Below are 16,079 nucleotides of genomic sequence, written 5' to 3' on the forward strand. Positions count from 1 at the left end.
TGCTCCTCACCGCAAAACTCGCTCTCTAGCGTCTATTTATTTAAAGTATTGCAAAAAAAAATTGATGAGAAGTCGTGCTGTCTCAAACAATTGCGGATGACGTTACCGCGTATCGTTCTTTTATTTGAACCAATTTCGCTTCTGATGTTACTGCGTAACATCAGTTCATCCTAGGTTTCTTTATTAGAGAGATCTCAATCATCGGCATCGAAAAATCGACTAAGGGCATGGGCAGCGAATAGGGGGACAATTTGCTATAATGCGTCAATCACTCCCTTTTCAAAGCTAGGTTTTTCATGTCCAAGCCATTCTTAATCGCACCTTCAATTTTGTCAGCAGACTTTGCGCGCTTAGGTGAAGAAGTTGAAAATGTTCTAGAAGCAGGTGCAGATGTTGTTCATTTCGATGTCATGGATAATCATTATGTACCGAACTTAACTTTTGGTGCGGGCGTTTGTAAGGCATTGAAAAAATATGGCATTAAAGCGCCAATTGATGTTCATCTTATGGTTTCACCGGTAGACCGTATGATTGGTGATTTCTTGGAAGCTGGCGCAGATATCATCACTTTCCACCCAGAAGCGACTGACCACATTGACCGCTCTTTACAGTTAATCAAATCTGGGGGTGCGCAAGCGGGCTTGGTGTTTAACCCTGCGACACCTCTGCATTATTTAGACTACGTTTTAGATAAAGTTGACCAAGTCTTGTTGATGAGTGTGAACCCTGGTTTTGGCGGTCAAAAGTTCATTCCAATGACTTTAGAAAAGCTGCGTCAAGCACGAAAAATTATTGATGCTTCAGGTCGTGATATTCGCTTAGAAGTGGATGGTGGTGTTACCCCAGCCAATATCCGTGACATTGCTGAAGCTGGTGCAGATATGTTCGTTGCAGGTTCAGCGATTTTTGGTAAGCCTGATTATAAAGCTGTGATTGATGACATGCGTTCTGAATTGGCAAAAGTGCATGCTCAAGAGGCTTAAGCCTTTGGGTATAAGTTATTCATGGCTTGTGGATAACTATATGGATAACCGTATGGATATCTGTGTAGATAAGTATATGGATAACTTGAATAAATTATAAACGATTGTGCATCAATGGTTTAATAATTAGACGTATTAAGTATAAAAAGGACTCAATTGAGTCCTTTTTATATGGGTCAAAGTATTTGAAATATTGTGTATTTATTAATCTGTGGTAAATAATTAATCAGTTTAAAAAATAACTTTTATGTTTTAACTGGACGATATGCGCTGATTTTTATGATAGCGCAATAAATTTAAAACTGTTGTGAATAACTGCACAATTAATTATGCTGTTAGCAAGTATTGAGATAAGCTGCGACTGGCAAAACACATCATCGATCGCACTGGATAGTGCTTTTAGATACTCCTATATGTATCGTTCATGATGGATAAATTGGTCGAGCTGCATGTCATGTAGATACGAATGTCATGTGATTGCGTTGAATCATAAATAACATCATCATGGTGTTTCATGCGGATTTCGGCTGAGCCGATCGCGTGATGTTTCTAAAGATGTGTTAATAGGGATATGTTGTCACAGTGCATCATTGGGTTGAATTAGGATACTAAATTGTTCAATTTTTTGCGTAAGCATCTTGGCTTTGCTTGGCTCATGGCGTTTGTCATGGGATGGAGCAGTGTGGTCAGTGCACAGCAAAATTTTCAACATCAACAAATGATGACTGCGAATGCCCATCAGGCATCAGTTCATGCAGCACATACTGATCCTTCACATTCAAATATGGCAAATTGCCATCAAAATCAGCGGCAAGCTGTTCCTGAGCATGCAGCACATCATGGCAAGCAGACGACACCTGAAGTCATTTCAATGACGGATTGTCATGCGACATCTGCACAGCAAGATGATCAGGTGCATCATTCAACGATACAAAACACAGACTGTCAGGACTGTACACTCGCACATTGCCAAATCAGTACCTCTTATGTCGATAGCGCCTTGGTCGCATTGCAGACCGTCCATGTGCATCACTATACAGAACCTCCTCGTTTCATTTTTGCTGGACAGCATTCAAAAGGCTTTTGGCAAGAAATTCTAAGACCTCCGCAAGCTTAACCTGAGTTTTAAATACGTTTTTTCGTTATTTTATAAAGGTTAAGTCATGTCTAATTTATCTAAATCATGTCTCGTGCTCGGGGTGTGTCTGCTGTCTCCAACGTGGGCGTTTGCAGCCATTAAAGAATATCATCTGAATATTGATGAAAAGACCATCAATTTGACAGGTAAAGCGGTCAAAAAAATCAGTGTTAATGGTCAGTTTCCTGCGCCTTTACTGGAGTTTGAAGAAGGCGATGATGCGGTCATCCATGTACATAATCAGCTCAAAAAACAAAATACCTCGGTGCATTGGCATGGTCTATTGCTGCCCGGCTTAATGGATGGTGTACCCGGTTTTAATGGTTTCAATGAAATTCAGCCCGATGGTAGCTTTACTTATAAATTTAAAGTCCGTCAAAGCGGAACCTATTGGTATCACGCGCATTCCAAAGGCCAAGAACAAGACGGATTGTATGGCGCTTTGGTAATTTATCCGAAAGGCAAACAAGCACTTGCAGCACATGAACAGACGCAACGTGATTATGTGGTCATGCTGTCGGATTTTCATGAATCATCTAGCGCTCAGATTATGGCAAATCTGAAAAAGTCTGCCGAATACTATCAAAATCAGCGTGAAACAGTTTCAGATGTATGGACGCAGATTCAACGAACAGGTTTTAAAAATACGTTGCAAGACCGTTCGATGTGGAATCAGATGCGTATGCTGAAAACGGATTTGTCTGATGTCACGGGTTATACGTTTTTAGTAAACGGCAAAACACCACAGCAGAACTGGACGGGGATGTTTAAGCCCAATGAAAAAGTCAGACTTCGTTTTGTAAATGCTGCGGCTATGTCGTTTTTTGATGTGCGCATTCCTCAGCTCAAAATGACGGTGGTCAGTGCAGACGGCCAAGCGGTCAAACCAGTCAATGTTGATGAATTCCGCATTGGTGCTGCGGAAACCTACGATGTGATCGTAGAGCCTAAATCTGCGCACTATCAGATAGAGGCTGAGTCGATCGATCGGACAGGATTTGCGATAGGCACTTTACATGATGAAACGCAGCCTCAGCACTCAGGCATTCACATGCCAAAAGCTCGGCCACGCGCTTTGCTGACCATGGAAGATATGGGGCATGGTTCAATGTCAGGTATGGACCATAGCAATATGGGACATACTGCTACAGGTTCAACCCAAACTTCAGCAAGCCAACAAGCGAATGCTCATGAGCACAGCGCGCATAATGTCAATCCGTCAAATATTCAGCCGAAACAAGTTCATGATCATGCAGCTATGGGACATGACATGGACTATTCTCCAGTGACTGCACATACTACTATGCAGCATCCAGATATGCATAAACAGAACATGTCTGATTCAGCGCATGCCAATATGGATCATAGTGTGATGGATCATTCATCTATGAACCACTTCTCAATAGATTCATCCATGAAACATGATATGCATACAGCGATGGAGCATGCACAGTCTAAAGAGGAGAAGCAGGCAGTTGAAAATTCAGCAACGGTTATGGGTTGGGCCAATGCTTCAACACCTGTTGGTGATAAGGCACTGCAATATAGTGATCTAAAAGCGTTAACGCCACAGCCTGATACACGTGAACCGACGCAAGATTTGGTCATTCATTTGGGAGGAACGATGGAACGCTATATGTGGACCATGAATGGCAAAAAATTTAGCGAAGCCGAACCACTACAAGTGAAATATGGTGAGCGAATTCGCCTGAAATTTGTCAATGACAGCATGATGGCGCATCCGATGCATTTACATGGCATGTTCATGCAATTGGAAAATGGGCAAGTGTCTTCTGAAATGCCAAATAAACATACGGTGATTGTGCCGCCAGGGAAAACAGTGACTGCTCTGTTAACGGCCAATGAATTAGGGGAATGGGCGATTCATTGTCACTTGCTGTATCACATGTCTGCAGGGATGATGAATAAACTTGTGGTCGCAAATGTCGCAGAGAATACGAAAACAGCATCTGTGCCGCAAAAGGAGGTGTCTCATGCGCATCATTAAACCATGCACATATACGGTTCTAAGTTTAGCTTTGGCATCGGTCACTCAAATAACCATGGCGCAAGATGCACATCACAGCATGCCGATGTCAGCTCAACATGAGTCGCATTCCTCACATGATTCGTCGCATCAAGAGCTGCAAACAGGGATTGAATCGAGCCAGATAGAGCATACTGCAGAACATGCAAAAGCATCATCTATTGCGTCACGTGCTGAGTTTGCGCAGCATCCTGTTGATCATAAGCGTGAACATGGTGGACAGATTTATCAAGCGACCGAAATAGACAATCGATGGCTCAATAATGCCGATGGCCGAGGAAGTTTAAAGACCGAAATTGAGAGTCGAATCGGGACCGATGAAAATAAGCTATTCATCAAACTACATGCCGATAAAGCAGAATCTCAAGACGCTGATTATGCGGCTCAAGTGATGTATAGCCGTATGATCTCCGACTTTTGGGATGCACAAATTGGTGCGCGTTATCGGGTCGATGAACATCAAGTGACGGACAAAGAACAGTTAGATGCTGTGGTGGGTCTGCATGGTCTGGCACCGTATTTCTTTGAAACTGATGCTTATCTATATCTTGATACAGATAATCTGGTCAGTTTTTCTTTAGAAACCGAACGTGATCTGCTGCTGACGCAAAAACTGATTTTAAAACCGTATCTGAACCTAGATGTGGTGCTGAGTGATGATTCCGCCTATGCACAAAAAACAGGACTCAGTGCTGTATGGCTAGGGCTAGAAACACGCTATGAAATCAATAAAAAGTTGATGCCATTTATCGATGTTGCTTACAGCTATGAAAAAGGAAATCAGCATACGGCATGGCAAGCTGAAACTGGAAGTGAAAAACAATGGTGGTATGGCGCAGGACTTCGTCTGAAGTTCTAACAGTCAAATAGACCAAATAAAGAGGGCATCATCAACAGGTTTTGGTGATGCCTTTTTTTATGTCTGAATCTATCCTTTGAACAGACATGCCATGTTTTGGTGCAATTCATCTGTGCAAGTTTTTTCATTAACTGAATAACGCCCTGAATTTGGTCAAAAATGTAAAGACTGCACTAAAATTCAGCATGTTTGCTATACTAAGACAATACTCGGAGGAACGACCTCCCTTACATCTTTGTTCAAAGCCAGTAAGAAAAATCGTCAGGACGACCTGACTCTACTAATATGGAGGAAGGCATCATGGTCTGGGTTGTTCTAGTATTCGCTGGTATTTTTGAAATCGTTTGGGCCTATTCGATGAAGCTCTCAGAAGGCTTTACAAAACTTGGCCCAAGTTTAGTCACTTTATTTTTTATGATCCTGAGCTTTGGTTTATTGGCCTATGCCATGAAAACGTTGCCTCTAGGAATGGCTTATACCATTTGGACTGGAATCGGCGCGATTGGCTCTTTCCTCGTGGGGGTGTTTATACTCGGTGAGCCTGCAACTGCTATGCGGATGTTAGCCACAGTACTGATCATTTCTGGTCTAATCTTGATGAAATTATCTTCAAGTTAATATGTTTTAAAGCACAGCGGTCATTGACCTCTGTGCTTTTTTTATGGGTAAAAATATGGCTTGGGTTTTATTGATTGTAGCGGGATTGCTTGAGGTGGTTTGGGCCTATTGTATGAAAGTCTCTGAAGGCTTTAGCAAACTGACGCCAAGTATTTTGACCATCGTTTTCATGATCGCAAGTTTCGCTTTATTGTCTTATGCAATGAAATCCTTACCGCTGGGTACAGCCTATACGGTGTGGACAGGGATTGGTGCAGTGGGTTCATTTATCCTCGGCATCGTTGTATTGGGTGAGCCTGCCAATGCCATGCGCATGCTAGCTGCAGTACTGATTATTTCAGGACTGGTCTTGATGAAATTATCGTCCTCTTGAATAATGAAGTGCTGCGATTTTGAGCTTGGAGTATCTCATGCAACTTTCTTATCAGTTTTTAAATTCGCCCGTTGGACAATTAAAACTTGTTGCACATGAAACCGCATTGGTGGCTGTGCTTTGGGAAAATGAAAATCCTAATCGTGTACGATTGGCGGCTTTGGTTGAAGATCTGCAACACCCGATTTTGCTCAAAACCGCACAGCAATTAAATGAATATTTTGCAGGTAAAAGACAGCAATTTGACTTGCCACTAGACTTTGAGGGTACTGCATTTCAGCAACAAGTTTGGCAAGCTTTACTGACAATTCCTTTTGGAGAAACTCGCAGTTATAAACAAATTGCAGAGCAGATCGGCAATGTCAAAGCCGTACGTGCTGTGGGTGCAGCCAATGGTAAAAATCCAATTTCAATTATTGCACCCTGTCATCGTGTCGTGGGCGCAAATGGAAAATTAGTGGGTTTTGCGGGTGGTCTAGAAAATAAAGAAATATTGTTAAAAATTGAGAAATTACAATAAAATAGAAAATATACTTATTTAAAATAATGAATCAAATCAATGAATATTTCTCAAATCTTTGCACCCCTCATTTCGACGTTGTGGTGGCTAATTCCATTGTTACTGATTGTGGGGCAATCAAAGCATTTAAACCTTTTTTAAAGGGGAAAATGGGGGAGTTTGCTGTCGCCGTTCATGTTAAACTTTATTTGAAAGACCATTATATCTTGTTAAATGATTTGACCTTACCAGATGGCGAGGGAGCTACGACTCAAATTGATCATCTTCTTTTAAGCCCATTTGGTGTGTTTGTGATTGAAACTAAAAACTATAAGGGTTGGATTTTTGGGAGCGAGAGACAAAAACAATGGACGCAAAAGATTTATAAAAAAAGTTTTAAATTTCAAAATCCGATTCACTAAAATTATAAACATATGAAAGTGTTAGAACTGGTGTTGAGCGATATTGTGGATAAAGACAATATGCATTCTGTGATTGTTTTTATGCCTGAAGCGGTGTTTAAAACAGAGATGCCGTCGAATGTTTTTCGGGGTACAGCTTGGGTGGACTATGTTCAAACTTTTCAGCAACCGGTGATCTCTGAAATGAAACTTAAACGAATACAGTTACGTTTAGAAAAAGAAATTTTAGAAAAATCGTGGAAAACAAATCGACAGCACATTGAGGATTTAAATCAACGGCATAATTCATAAACTTCCTGTATGCTGTGGATTGTGAACAGTATCTGACTGATAAAAATAGACGGACAATAACAATGAACGACACGCTTCAACACCTTTATGAATCGACTTTAGATCATCCTGAGCAATACCAAGACTTTTATCAGCAACTTTTAGCTAGCCAAGTATATTGTTTGGGTGAGCGTGATGCTGAGCAGCATTTACATTTTCAATTGATGGAAACGGAGCAGGGCGAGCAAGCCATTCCGTTCTTTCTGAGTCTTGCGATGCTTCAACAGGATGTTGGCGCAGATGCAGAGTTTGTCATGATCAGTGCGGAAAAATTATTTGCGATTACCAAAGGCGCAAGCTTGGTGATGAACCCGACTTCGGAACACCCAAAAGAGTTTTTGGCAGATGAGATCGATGCAATTTTAGAGTTTGCCAAACAACAAAGCCTTTGAACACTGTAGGCGTGTTCAAAGGCTTTGCGGCTACGCTGAGATATGTGTTTTAAAACTTACATACCGGCTTTGAGTTTTTCCACGATTTCATCGAGTGGTTTGACACGTTTTACTTCATCCCAAAGAACTTTGGCTTCTGGGTAATGTTTTGACATCATGCCGAGCCATTGTTTATAACGACCGACCATATTCATTTCTTTTTTATACGAACCATTTAAGAAACGAATTTGTAAGCCAAGTAGTTCATGCCATGTAATCAGCGGCTCATCGGTATTACGACGAATACACTGTGTAATGTCAGGGGTGGTCACTGCAGCACGACCAATCATCAGGTCTTCACAACCCGATTCGAGTTGGCACTGTTTGGCATCGGCATTGTTCCAAATTTCACCGTTGGCAATCACGTTAATTTTTAATGCTTCACGAATGGGTTGCAACTGATCCCAAAAGGCAGGCGGGGTATAACCATCGGCTTTGGTTCGCGCATGGACTGTAACCCATGCAGCTCCTGCATCTTCGATGGCATGCGCATTTTCCATGGTGAAGTTACGGTCCATATAACCCAAACGCATTTTTGCCGATACAGGAATATGACTCGGAACAGCATCACGCACAGCTTTGACTAACTCATACACCACTTCTGGCTCATCTAGCAGAACTGAACCACCACGGTGGCGGTTGACGGTTTTTGCAGGGCAACCAAAGTTCATATCAATCGCAGGGGCACCAAGTTCTACCGCGCGTACAGCATTTGCCGCGAGCATGGTCGGATTGTTACCTAAGAACTGCACATGAACTGGTGTTCCTGCTGCAGTTTTGCCTGCATTGTTCAGTTCGGGACAATAGCTATGATAAATATGGTCGGGCAGGACAGAGTCCGTGACACGGATAAACTCGGTTACACACCAGTCAAAACTCCCCACATGCGTCAACACATCTCGCATAATTGGGTCGGTTAAGCCTTCCATCGGCGCAAGAACAAGTTTCACGGTCACACAGCCAAAAATTGAAAAACGGAGTTATACGTGGTTTTGAAAGGGATGTCTAGGTTTTGTGCTTTTGGTGACGCGGAATACGAAATCACAAGATTTTATGTAATTATTTGGTGAAATTAGGACCAAAGTCGTAATGTCTTGACTGACATAAAACTTAAACAATAAAATGAGTAAATACAGATGGATAGTAATAATAAGAAGATGGCTTTTACTGTTGTTTTTTAATGGAATCAACAACATATACTGTGCTTGAATCTTTTAAGATTTCATGTATGATGGCTGCAACTAGAAAAAAAGTATTGTTTCGTAAATTTTCTTTAAGTATCGCAGTGTTAGTCATAATCCTTCGTTTTTTACAGAAATGAAGTTCAATTCTTTATTATTTTCCAAGTTATAGTCAGTCATCATCCAATGGCTAAATCAACAAATTAATAGGTATTATTATGTCTAATACAGTTACTGGTACAGTTAAATGGTTCAACGAAACTAAAGGTTTCGGTTTTATTGCACAAGACAACGGTCCTGACGTTTTTGCTCACTTCAGCGAAATCACTGGTTCTGGCTTCAAAACTTTGCAAGAAGGCCAAAAGGTTTCTTTCAGCATCGCTCAAGGTCAAAAAGGCCCGAATGCTGTAAACATCGTTGCTCTATAATTTAGACGTAATGAAAAAAAAGCGCTGTATAGCGCTTTTTTTATGCCTGTTGTTTTTATGTGAATAATCAAGCTATAAAAAAGAGAGCTGTAGCTCCCTTCTTAATAAAACTTAAGATAGTTTCATCGTCGACTTAGCGACCCAAAACCATTTCTAAAATAAACTTAGAACCAATAAAGCCGACTGCCAATAGACAAAAACCAATAATGGTAAAGCGAATGGCTTTTTGACCACGCCAACCGAATCGATAATGCCCAATGAGCAAGGCACCATAGACGAACCATGAAATGATGCTAAAGGCAGTTTTATGCGCCAAATGCTGTGCAAAGAAGTTATCGATGGTGAAGAAACCAAACCCAAGTGCCACGGTCAGTAGTGCAAAACCAGCAATCAATAAGTCAAATAGTAAAGATTCCATGGCTTGGAAGGATGGAAGCAGGCTCACCCATACACGTTTTTTCTGTTTGTTTTTCAGTTCACGGTCTTGTAAACGCAAAATAACCGCTTGAATAGTTGCCATCAGCAGGACGGCATACGCGGAAAGTGACAAGATGATATGGATGTCTAAACCCAGTGAATGTTGTTCTATAAATTGATTTTGTCGACTAAATGCAAAGCCTAAAATCAACCCCGTCGCTGCCACAGGAATACCCAACAGGTTCATTGCCAGCACAGGTCGATAGGTACTAAATAACACACTGAGTAATAGCATGAGACCTGAAGTAAATGACATCAGGTTGAACACGTCATAGTTCACACCCATAGGCGTCAACATGTCGTTATATAAAACACCTGCATGCAATAACATGCCTAAACCAAGTACAACACCAATAAACCAATGGTTCGGCGCACGTTTAGACATTAAATGGCTGAATAAATACCAAAAAGACGTGGTATAAGCGATTAATGCTAGGATCGTGTAAACCAAGGGGAGACTGATCATGTCAAACCTTTTTCAGGATGTTGAATATTCATTTATATAAATTCTGCAAGAACTAAAGTATCCTATAGCATTCTAGGCATAAATTTTCTATTTTAAGAAACAATTTTTTGCTCATGGCTATTTTAAGCGGATTTTGCAATGTTTGATACCTTAACAGAACGACTCACGCAGAGTTTAAGAAATGTTACTGGCTCAGGGCAGCTAACCGAAGACAATATTAAAGATACGTTACGCGAAGTACGTATGGCACTTCTTGAAGCCGATGTTGCGTTACCTGTAACTCGTGAATTCATCGCGAAAGTTAAGGAAGAAGCATTAGGCCAAGAAGTGATGACTCAGTTATCACCGGGGCAGGCTTTCGTCAAAATCGTTCATGACGAATTGACCAAAATGATGGGTGAGGCGAATGAAAGCCTAGACCTAGCGGCAAAACCACCAGTTGTTGTGCTTCTTGCAGGTTTACAAGGTGCGGGTAAAACAACCACTGCGGCAAAACTTGCACGTTTCTTACAAGAACGTCAAAAGAAAAAAGTAGCAATGGTGTCTGCCGACGTTTATCGTCCAGCAGCGATTAAGCAGCTACAAACGGTTGCAGGTGAAGTTGGCGCGATTTTCTTTGAATCAAGCGCAGACGAAAAACCAATTACCATCGCAAATCGTGCGATTGAGCAAGCAAAAATTCAATTTGCTGATGTCTTGATTGTCGATACAGCAGGTCGTTTACATGTAGACGACGAAATGATGGATGAAATTAAAGAGCTGCATGCAGCGATTAAGCCGACTGAAACATTGTTCGTGGTTGATGCCATGACTGGTCAGGATGCGGCGAATACGGCAAAAGCCTTTAATGATGCCTTGCCTTTGACGGGTGTGATCCTGACAAAAACAGATGGTGATGCACGTGGTGGTGCGGCACTTTCTGTTCGTGCTATTACTGGCAAGCCGATTAAATTCTTGGGTATGGGTGAAAAACTCGACGCCCTAGAGCCATTCCATCCTGAACGTATCGCACAGCGTATTTTGGGTATGGGTGACGTACTTTCTTTGGTCGAAGAAGTTGAACGTAAAATCGACAAAGAAAAAGCCGAAAAAATGGCGAAAAAACTGCAAAAAGGCGGTAGCTTCAACTTTGAAGATATGCTGATGCAGTTTGATCAAATGAACAAAATGGGCGGCATGATGGGCTTCCTGGATAAACTTCCAGGCATGAGCAACTCAGGGATTCAAGATGCAATTGCACAAGCAAATCCTGAAAAGCAAGTGAAGAAAATGGAAGCAATTATTCAATCGATGACCATTAAAGAACGTCGTAACCCAGACTTGATGAATCCAAGCCGTAAAAAACGTATTGCAGCAGGCTGTGGTATGGATGTTGCGGAAGTAAATAAACTCATCAAGCAACATGCGCAAATGGCGAAAATGATGAAGAAATTTGCCAACCCAACAGGTATGGCAAAAATGATGAAATCATTAGGCAATATGCAAAAACAATTTGGCGGCGGTGGCATGGGTCCATTGTTCGGCAGTAAAGATCCGAAGTAATTTGGACTTAAAAAAAGGCGCATTTAGCGCCTTTTTTTATGGCTGCAATTTGACGAGACTGTGCGCTTAAGCAAAGTGATCGAGTGCATTTGATAGCAAGTACTGGATGAAGGAATCTTGCTATACCAGCAGATAGATACCGAACTGAGCTAAATCATTACAAAAAGATGCCAAATTGACATTGAGAGCGTGTAGGTGACAGGTTTAAAACTGAGGTGAAAATTTGCCGAACTGCAAATTGAAAGCTTCACTAAAAATAATCACCTAAAATAAGAATCAAATCATGAATACACCGCATACGCCAGAAAGCCAAAAGATCTATATTGTTCATGGTCATGATGCATCACCGAATGATCATTGGTTTCCTTGGTTGGGACGAAAGCTGCAAGAAGCAGGACATTATTCTCGACGCATCGTGATGGCAAATGCGGCACAACCTGATTTTGACCATTGGCAGAAATTTCTAGCGTTGCAAATGCCAGATTTGGATGAAAATACCATCGTGATTGCACATGGTTTGGGGTGCTTAACCACGCTGCATTATCTCAATCAATATTTTGAACAGCATAGCACACGGATTAAAGCGGGCGTTTTTGTGTCAGGTTTTAAAAGTAGTTTACCGACACAGCCTGAATTAACTGCATTTATTCAACGTGCAAAAATGGATAGCGGTGTTTTACAGACCTATATGCCGATTTGTATCAGTCTGATTTCATCCAATGATCCAATCGTGCCGCCACCGGTTGCGATCCAATTGGGCAATTTTATAAATGCACAAATTTATGAAGTGAAAGAAGCAGGGCATTTCACAGCAAAAGATGGCTTTTCTGAGATTCCACAACTGTGGCACGTGTTAGAGCCGATTTTAACGGCTTAGGTAGGTTTTGAGCGCGTGTTTTATAGATAAGGTAATAGTGAAAACTAAAATTGATCATGCAATAGGTGCAATTGAAGATAAAAAAAGGCGCAATCTGCGCCTTTTGTTTGTTCGAACTGTTGATAGATCAGTCGAGTTCTAAAGCAACACGTTCACGAATGTCGTCAATGTTGTCATTGGCTTCGCGACCATCTTCCTGCCATGCTTTATAAGCACCAACATATTCACCATCGGTATCGACCACATATTCAGCCGCAATTTTTCCTGAGGCATACCATAAGCGATAGGCATCATTGCCATTTTCATCGACTTTATACGCTGCGCCACGTTGTCCTGTTGGATAAAACTCTTCACCTTGGATGCTCACGCCATCTTGATTCACAAAGGTTGATTCTACTTTGCCGTTTTTGCGATAAAGTGTTACTGGGCCTTCGATGTCACTGCCACTAAAACTAAATAGTTTCATCGGATCTTTGACCCAAGCAGGTGAGGATTGAGGGGTTTTGGTTTCTTGGTAAAAATCTTGGACTAAAAAATCACCTGTGGCATTACGACCTAAAAGTACACGGTAATAGCCGTCGTTGACTGGGGTCATGTAATAGCTTGAGTCAATATACGATACGCAGCCGCAGTAATCGGGATTATCTTCATCTCCAAAATAGCCCAAAACTGCTTCAGAGGCGCTGAGCTGTGATTTGATTTCGGCAGGGATTTTAGAGTTGGCTAGATTTTGTGTCGTGGTACAACCGCCGAAGAATAATGTAGAGGCGAGCAGGCTTAAACCCAGTAAATTTTTAAATTTCATATCTATACTCTTCGTCTTATATTCTATCTTGAAAGACATTTTTAAATTATAAAGTTGCTGATGTATCTGTCGATCATCGCAGGCTATTGTAATTCCTTGGACGAAAAAAGGTCATGAATCGCGATACAATTTGTAACCACGCTTATATGAAATGACCCTCAATAAAAAAGCGTGATCACCATTGGCCATCACGCTTTCACAGTTTGCTATCAAATAAATAGCTAAATTACACACCATTTACATAACTTTGTAGGCCTCGAAGCAGTAAATCTGCTTCGACAGCTGGCTGATATTGTTCTAAATAGCGTGCAAATAGCGCAGCATCGCCACCGGTTAAGATCAACCGACTTGGATATTTGTCGAGAACCTTTTCAATGGTGCTGACCAAGCTAAGCAAGATGCCATGATGAACAGCATCGATGGTGTTTTTACCAGGAGACAGCTCATCAAAGGTGGCATCCGGAATTTTAATGCCTTTGGTGTTTTGGATGAGCGAATCACGTTGCAAATACAAATTTGGCAAAATATAGCCGCCTAAATGTTGTAAGCCATCTGTTAAGTCAATGGTGAGTGCCGTTCCACAACTAATCACACAGTATTTTTGAGTAGGGTCTTTGACTACAGCGAGCATTTGCAGCCAACGGTCGATCCCGAATTTACTGGTATCTTCGTAGGCACAGCGCAAGCCCGCATATTCGGCATGAACTTTGGCAATGGTGACAGGAACGGCTAAAAATTTAAGAATTTTTTGAATCCGATCATTATTTTTTTTGTCGAGTACCGAGGAAATCCCCACCTGATCTAAGTCCAAGCTTTTAAAGTGCTGGATCAAACCGAGTAGGAGTTCGGCAGGCGACTGTAAATGCAGTTCCGCAGTATACTCTATAATTTGATCATGTTCGGTAATCCAGTATTTCAGCCGGGTATTACCGACATCGAGCCATAATTTTTTCATCAGTAGGCCTTTGCAATCCTGTTTATGATTGATCTGCTAAACGTAAGCGACCTTGGAAATGATTTTCTAAGCGCTGCGAAGTTTGGATGTTGATCGAACCATCATTTTCAATACCGAGAAAGCGGCCTTGGCTTTTGCCTCGCAGATGTTCAAGCTCAACGGGCTGTTGCATAAATGCAGCGTAATGGTTGAATCGTTCAGCGAGGTTATAGCAGTTATGATCGAACCATTCACCTGCAAGTTGAATCGCGGCATAGAGTTCAGCGATTAACTGTAAACGGTTTGGCGAGTGAAGTCCGAGTTCATATAACGACGTTGCGCGTTGCTCAATTCCTGTGGATGGAATCGGAAATAAGTTCATGCCCACGCCGACAATCGCTTGATGTGGCGAAATTGGTTCAATCAAAATCCCGCCCCATTTGCCTTGTGGGCTATATAGGTCATTGGGCCATTTCACTTGTAATGCGAGATTTTGCAAACTTGGCATTTGCAAGATATTTAAGGCAATTTCGAGTGCAAGCCGTCCATCTATCGCTGTTTGTAAATTCAGCAATGTGCTTAAATAGATATTACCAACGGGTGAGACCCATTGATGATCGCGTTGCCCACGCCCCTGAGTTTGCTCTTCACTGCATACCAAAACATGTTGAATGCCTTTTTTGGCAATCTCACGGACATCGTCATTGGTCGATGTTGTTATGGGCTTCAGTAATAAAACTTCAGGCGGTTGAGGTGCTGTGCTCAGCAATTGCTGTAAGTGTCTGGTCTCTAAATCCATTTGAATCTGAGAGTTGTGGAATAATATTGATGGAGTTAATCATATATTTACTGATTGGTGCAATCGCTGGTTTTGCTGCGGGGCTATTTGGTGTGGGCGGTGGTCTGATTATTGTGCCGATTTTATTCATCGTTTTTACCCAACTTCAGTATGATCCCAGTGTGATTATGCACATGGCGGTGGGCACCTCTTTGGCCACGATTATTGTGACCTCACTCAGTTCGGTTTCGGCGCATCATAAAAAAGGTGCAGTGCTGTGGAATGTCTTTCGGAATTTGGCACCAGGTTTGGTGATCGGTTCATTTCTCGGTGCAGGCATTGCTGATTATCTCTCAGGGCAGGGTTTGCAACTGTTAATCGGCTTTTTTGCGGTCTGGGTAGCCTTTAAAATGTTTCGAGGTGCAGCAACACCTGTCGATCCGAATAAACATTTACCCTCACAAGCCATGCAAATGGCAGCAGGCGGCGGCATTGGGATTGCTTCTGCGATCTTCGGTATTGGTGGTGGTAGCTTAACCGTCCCGTATTTGAATAAAAACGGCGTCATTATGCAAAAAGCAGTTGCAACCTCTGCTGCATGTGGTTTACCGATTGCGATTGCAGGGGCCCTTGGCTTTATGTGGTTTGGTCATCAAGCCGATATCGTGGTTCCCAATACCATTGGTTATATCCATATTTATGCATTTATCGGGATTAGTGTAATGAGCTTCATCACTGCGAAATTAGGTGCGAAAGTGGCTCATATGTTGTCGCCATTTATGCTAAAGCGTTGTTTTGCATGTTTATTAACAACAGTTGGTTGCTATTTTATTTATCAAGGTGTGCAAGCCTTTGGCGCTTGATTATCCGTTTTGACTGACAAAATTGGCT

17 protein-coding genes and 1 pseudogene are annotated in these 16,079 nt (G+C 41.8%); 13 read left to right on the forward strand and 5 right to left on the reverse strand.

The annotated features are described in order from the left end of the window. Positions 1-296 precede the first annotated feature (296 nt). The 9 genes and pseudogenes from rpe (at position 297) to AC4CU0_RS03305 (ending at position 7,661) form a co-directional block, all read left to right on the forward strand. Complete coding sequence (gene rpe, locus AC4CU0_RS03265; RefSeq protein ID WP_078192356.1) at positions 297-983, forward strand: ribulose-phosphate 3-epimerase; 687 nt, start codon at positions 297-299, stop codon at positions 981-983. Between the two features lie 613 nt (positions 984-1,596). Then, on the forward strand, positions 1,597-2,100 hold the full coding sequence (locus AC4CU0_RS03270) for a hypothetical protein (RefSeq protein ID WP_180147015.1): 504 nt from the start codon (positions 1,597-1,599) through the stop codon (positions 2,098-2,100). A gap of 46 nt (positions 2,101-2,146) precedes the next feature. Continuing rightward, complete coding sequence (locus tag AC4CU0_RS03275; protein WP_490742454.1) at positions 2,147-4,129, forward strand: multicopper oxidase domain-containing protein; 1,983 nt, start codon at positions 2,147-2,149, stop codon at positions 4,127-4,129. Further along, positions 4,116-5,027 carry a copper resistance protein B gene (locus AC4CU0_RS03280; protein ID WP_490742455.1) on the forward strand — a complete coding sequence of 304 codons (912 nt, stop codon included), beginning with the start codon at positions 4,116-4,118 and terminating at the stop codon, positions 5,025-5,027. Before AC4CU0_RS03275 ends, AC4CU0_RS03280 begins: the two co-directional genes overlap by 14 nt. Before the next feature lie 300 nt (positions 5,028-5,327). Then, a complete protein-coding gene (locus AC4CU0_RS03285) occupies positions 5,328-5,645 on the forward strand; it encodes a DMT family transporter (protein ID WP_180147006.1) in 318 nt (105 codons plus the stop codon). A 55-nt stretch (positions 5,646-5,700) separates the two neighbouring features. Beyond that, positions 5,701-6,018: a quaternary ammonium compound efflux SMR transporter SugE gene (sugE, locus tag AC4CU0_RS03290; RefSeq protein ID WP_078191206.1), complete on the forward strand. Its 318-nt coding sequence runs from the start codon at positions 5,701-5,703 to the stop codon at positions 6,016-6,018. Between the two features lie 37 nt (positions 6,019-6,055). After that, positions 6,056-6,538 (forward strand): methylated-DNA--[protein]-cysteine S-methyltransferase, encoded by a 483-nt coding sequence (locus AC4CU0_RS03295; protein ID WP_490742456.1) that lies wholly within the window; start codon positions 6,056-6,058, stop codon positions 6,536-6,538. A gap of 39 nt (positions 6,539-6,577) precedes the next feature. Further along, positions 6,578-7,230, forward strand: a pseudogene (locus AC4CU0_RS03300) (nuclease-related domain-containing protein). Between the two features lie 62 nt (positions 7,231-7,292). Further along, a complete protein-coding gene (locus AC4CU0_RS03305) occupies positions 7,293-7,661 on the forward strand; it encodes an SseB family protein (protein WP_078191165.1) in 369 nt (122 codons plus the stop codon). Between the two features lie 56 nt (positions 7,662-7,717). On the opposite strand, the gene AC4CU0_RS03310 is transcribed toward AC4CU0_RS03305, so the two are convergent. After that, positions 7,718-8,650: a tRNA-dihydrouridine synthase gene (locus tag AC4CU0_RS03310; protein WP_180078272.1), complete on the reverse strand. Its 933-nt coding sequence runs from the start codon at positions 8,648-8,650 to the stop codon at positions 7,718-7,720. A gap of 449 nt (positions 8,651-9,099) precedes the next feature. Between AC4CU0_RS03310 and AC4CU0_RS03315 the strand changes: the two genes are divergently transcribed. Further along, complete coding sequence (locus AC4CU0_RS03315) at positions 9,100-9,309, forward strand: cold-shock protein (RefSeq protein WP_067761877.1); 210 nt, start codon at positions 9,100-9,102, stop codon at positions 9,307-9,309. A gap of 133 nt (positions 9,310-9,442) precedes the next feature. Here the strand turns inward: AC4CU0_RS03315 and AC4CU0_RS03320 are convergent, their stop codons facing one another. Then, entirely contained in the window at positions 9,443-10,252 is an 810-nt protein-coding gene (locus tag AC4CU0_RS03320; protein WP_078191164.1) for a cytochrome C assembly family protein, read from the reverse strand. A 138-nt stretch (positions 10,253-10,390) separates the two neighbouring features. On the opposite strand from AC4CU0_RS03320, the gene ffh reads away from it, so the two are divergent. Both ffh and AC4CU0_RS03330 read left to right on the forward strand, forming a co-directional pair. Further along, positions 10,391-11,794: a signal recognition particle protein gene (gene ffh / locus AC4CU0_RS03325; protein ID WP_490742457.1), complete on the forward strand. Its 1,404-nt coding sequence runs from the start codon at positions 10,391-10,393 to the stop codon at positions 11,792-11,794. Between the two features lie 283 nt (positions 11,795-12,077). After that, on the forward strand, positions 12,078-12,671 hold the full coding sequence (locus AC4CU0_RS03330; protein ID WP_180055575.1) for an RBBP9/YdeN family alpha/beta hydrolase: 594 nt from the start codon (positions 12,078-12,080) through the stop codon (positions 12,669-12,671). 127 nt (positions 12,672-12,798) lie between these two features. Here AC4CU0_RS03330 and AC4CU0_RS03335 read toward each other — a convergent pair whose 3' ends face one another. The 3 genes from AC4CU0_RS03335 to AC4CU0_RS03345 all read right to left on the reverse strand — a co-directional run bounded on the left by AC4CU0_RS03335 (position 12,799) and on the right by AC4CU0_RS03345 (position 15,209). Beyond that, a complete protein-coding gene (locus tag AC4CU0_RS03335; protein WP_490742458.1) occupies positions 12,799-13,476 on the reverse strand; it encodes a toxin-antitoxin system YwqK family antitoxin in 678 nt (225 codons plus the stop codon). Between the two features lie 226 nt (positions 13,477-13,702). Further along, positions 13,703-14,431, reverse strand: a complete 729-nt coding sequence (locus tag AC4CU0_RS03340) for a type III pantothenate kinase (protein WP_490742459.1) — start codon at positions 14,429-14,431, stop codon at positions 13,703-13,705. Between the two features lie 22 nt (positions 14,432-14,453). After that, the gene (locus tag AC4CU0_RS03345) at positions 14,454-15,209 is read right to left on the reverse strand and encodes a biotin--[acetyl-CoA-carboxylase] ligase (protein ID WP_490742460.1); all 756 of its coding nucleotides are present in this window, start codon (positions 15,207-15,209) and stop codon (positions 14,454-14,456) included. 29 nt (positions 15,210-15,238) lie between these two features. On the opposite strand from AC4CU0_RS03345, the gene AC4CU0_RS03350 reads away from it, so the two are divergent. Continuing rightward, complete coding sequence (locus AC4CU0_RS03350) at positions 15,239-16,051, forward strand: sulfite exporter TauE/SafE family protein (protein WP_180008514.1); 813 nt, start codon at positions 15,239-15,241, stop codon at positions 16,049-16,051. Positions 16,052-16,079 lie beyond the last annotated feature (28 nt).

The organism is Acinetobacter sp. LipI_15 (assembly GCF_058242865.1).

What these genes read in the sequence shown, in the direction of transcription:
- rpe (WP_078192356.1), top strand. Translation starts at nt 297, where the DNA reads ATGTCCAAGCCATTCTTAATCGCACCTTCAATTTTGTCAGCAGACTTT.
- AC4CU0_RS03275 (WP_490742454.1), top strand. Translation starts at nt 2,147, where the DNA reads ATGTCTAATTTATCTAAATCATGTCTCGTGCTCGGGGTGTGTCTGCTG.
- AC4CU0_RS03280 (WP_490742455.1), top strand. Translation starts at nt 4,116, where the DNA reads ATGCGCATCATTAAACCATGCACATATACGGTTCTAAGTTTAGCTTTG.
- AC4CU0_RS03285 (WP_180147006.1), top strand. Translation starts at nt 5,328, where the DNA reads ATGGTCTGGGTTGTTCTAGTATTCGCTGGTATTTTTGAAATCGTTTGG.
- sugE (WP_078191206.1), top strand. Translation starts at nt 5,701, where the DNA reads ATGGCTTGGGTTTTATTGATTGTAGCGGGATTGCTTGAGGTGGTTTGG.
- AC4CU0_RS03295 (WP_490742456.1), top strand. Translation starts at nt 6,056, where the DNA reads ATGCAACTTTCTTATCAGTTTTTAAATTCGCCCGTTGGACAATTAAAA.
- AC4CU0_RS03305 (WP_078191165.1), top strand. Translation starts at nt 7,293, where the DNA reads ATGAACGACACGCTTCAACACCTTTATGAATCGACTTTAGATCATCCT.
- AC4CU0_RS03315 (WP_067761877.1), top strand. Translation starts at nt 9,100, where the DNA reads ATGTCTAATACAGTTACTGGTACAGTTAAATGGTTCAACGAAACTAAA.
- AC4CU0_RS03320 (WP_078191164.1), bottom strand. Translation starts at nt 10,252, where the DNA reads ATGATCAGTCTCCCCTTGGTTTACACGATCCTAGCATTAATCGCTTAT.
- ffh (WP_490742457.1), top strand. Translation starts at nt 10,391, where the DNA reads ATGTTTGATACCTTAACAGAACGACTCACGCAGAGTTTAAGAAATGTT.
- AC4CU0_RS03330 (WP_180055575.1), top strand. Translation starts at nt 12,078, where the DNA reads ATGAATACACCGCATACGCCAGAAAGCCAAAAGATCTATATTGTTCAT.
- AC4CU0_RS03335 (WP_490742458.1), bottom strand. Translation starts at nt 13,476, where the DNA reads ATGAAATTTAAAAATTTACTGGGTTTAAGCCTGCTCGCCTCTACATTA.
- AC4CU0_RS03340 (WP_490742459.1), bottom strand. Translation starts at nt 14,431, where the DNA reads ATGAAAAAATTATGGCTCGATGTCGGTAATACCCGGCTGAAATACTGG.
- AC4CU0_RS03345 (WP_490742460.1), bottom strand. Translation starts at nt 15,209, where the DNA reads ATGGATTTAGAGACCAGACACTTACAGCAATTGCTGAGCACAGCACCT.
- AC4CU0_RS03350 (WP_180008514.1), top strand. Translation starts at nt 15,239, where the DNA reads ATGGAGTTAATCATATATTTACTGATTGGTGCAATCGCTGGTTTTGCT.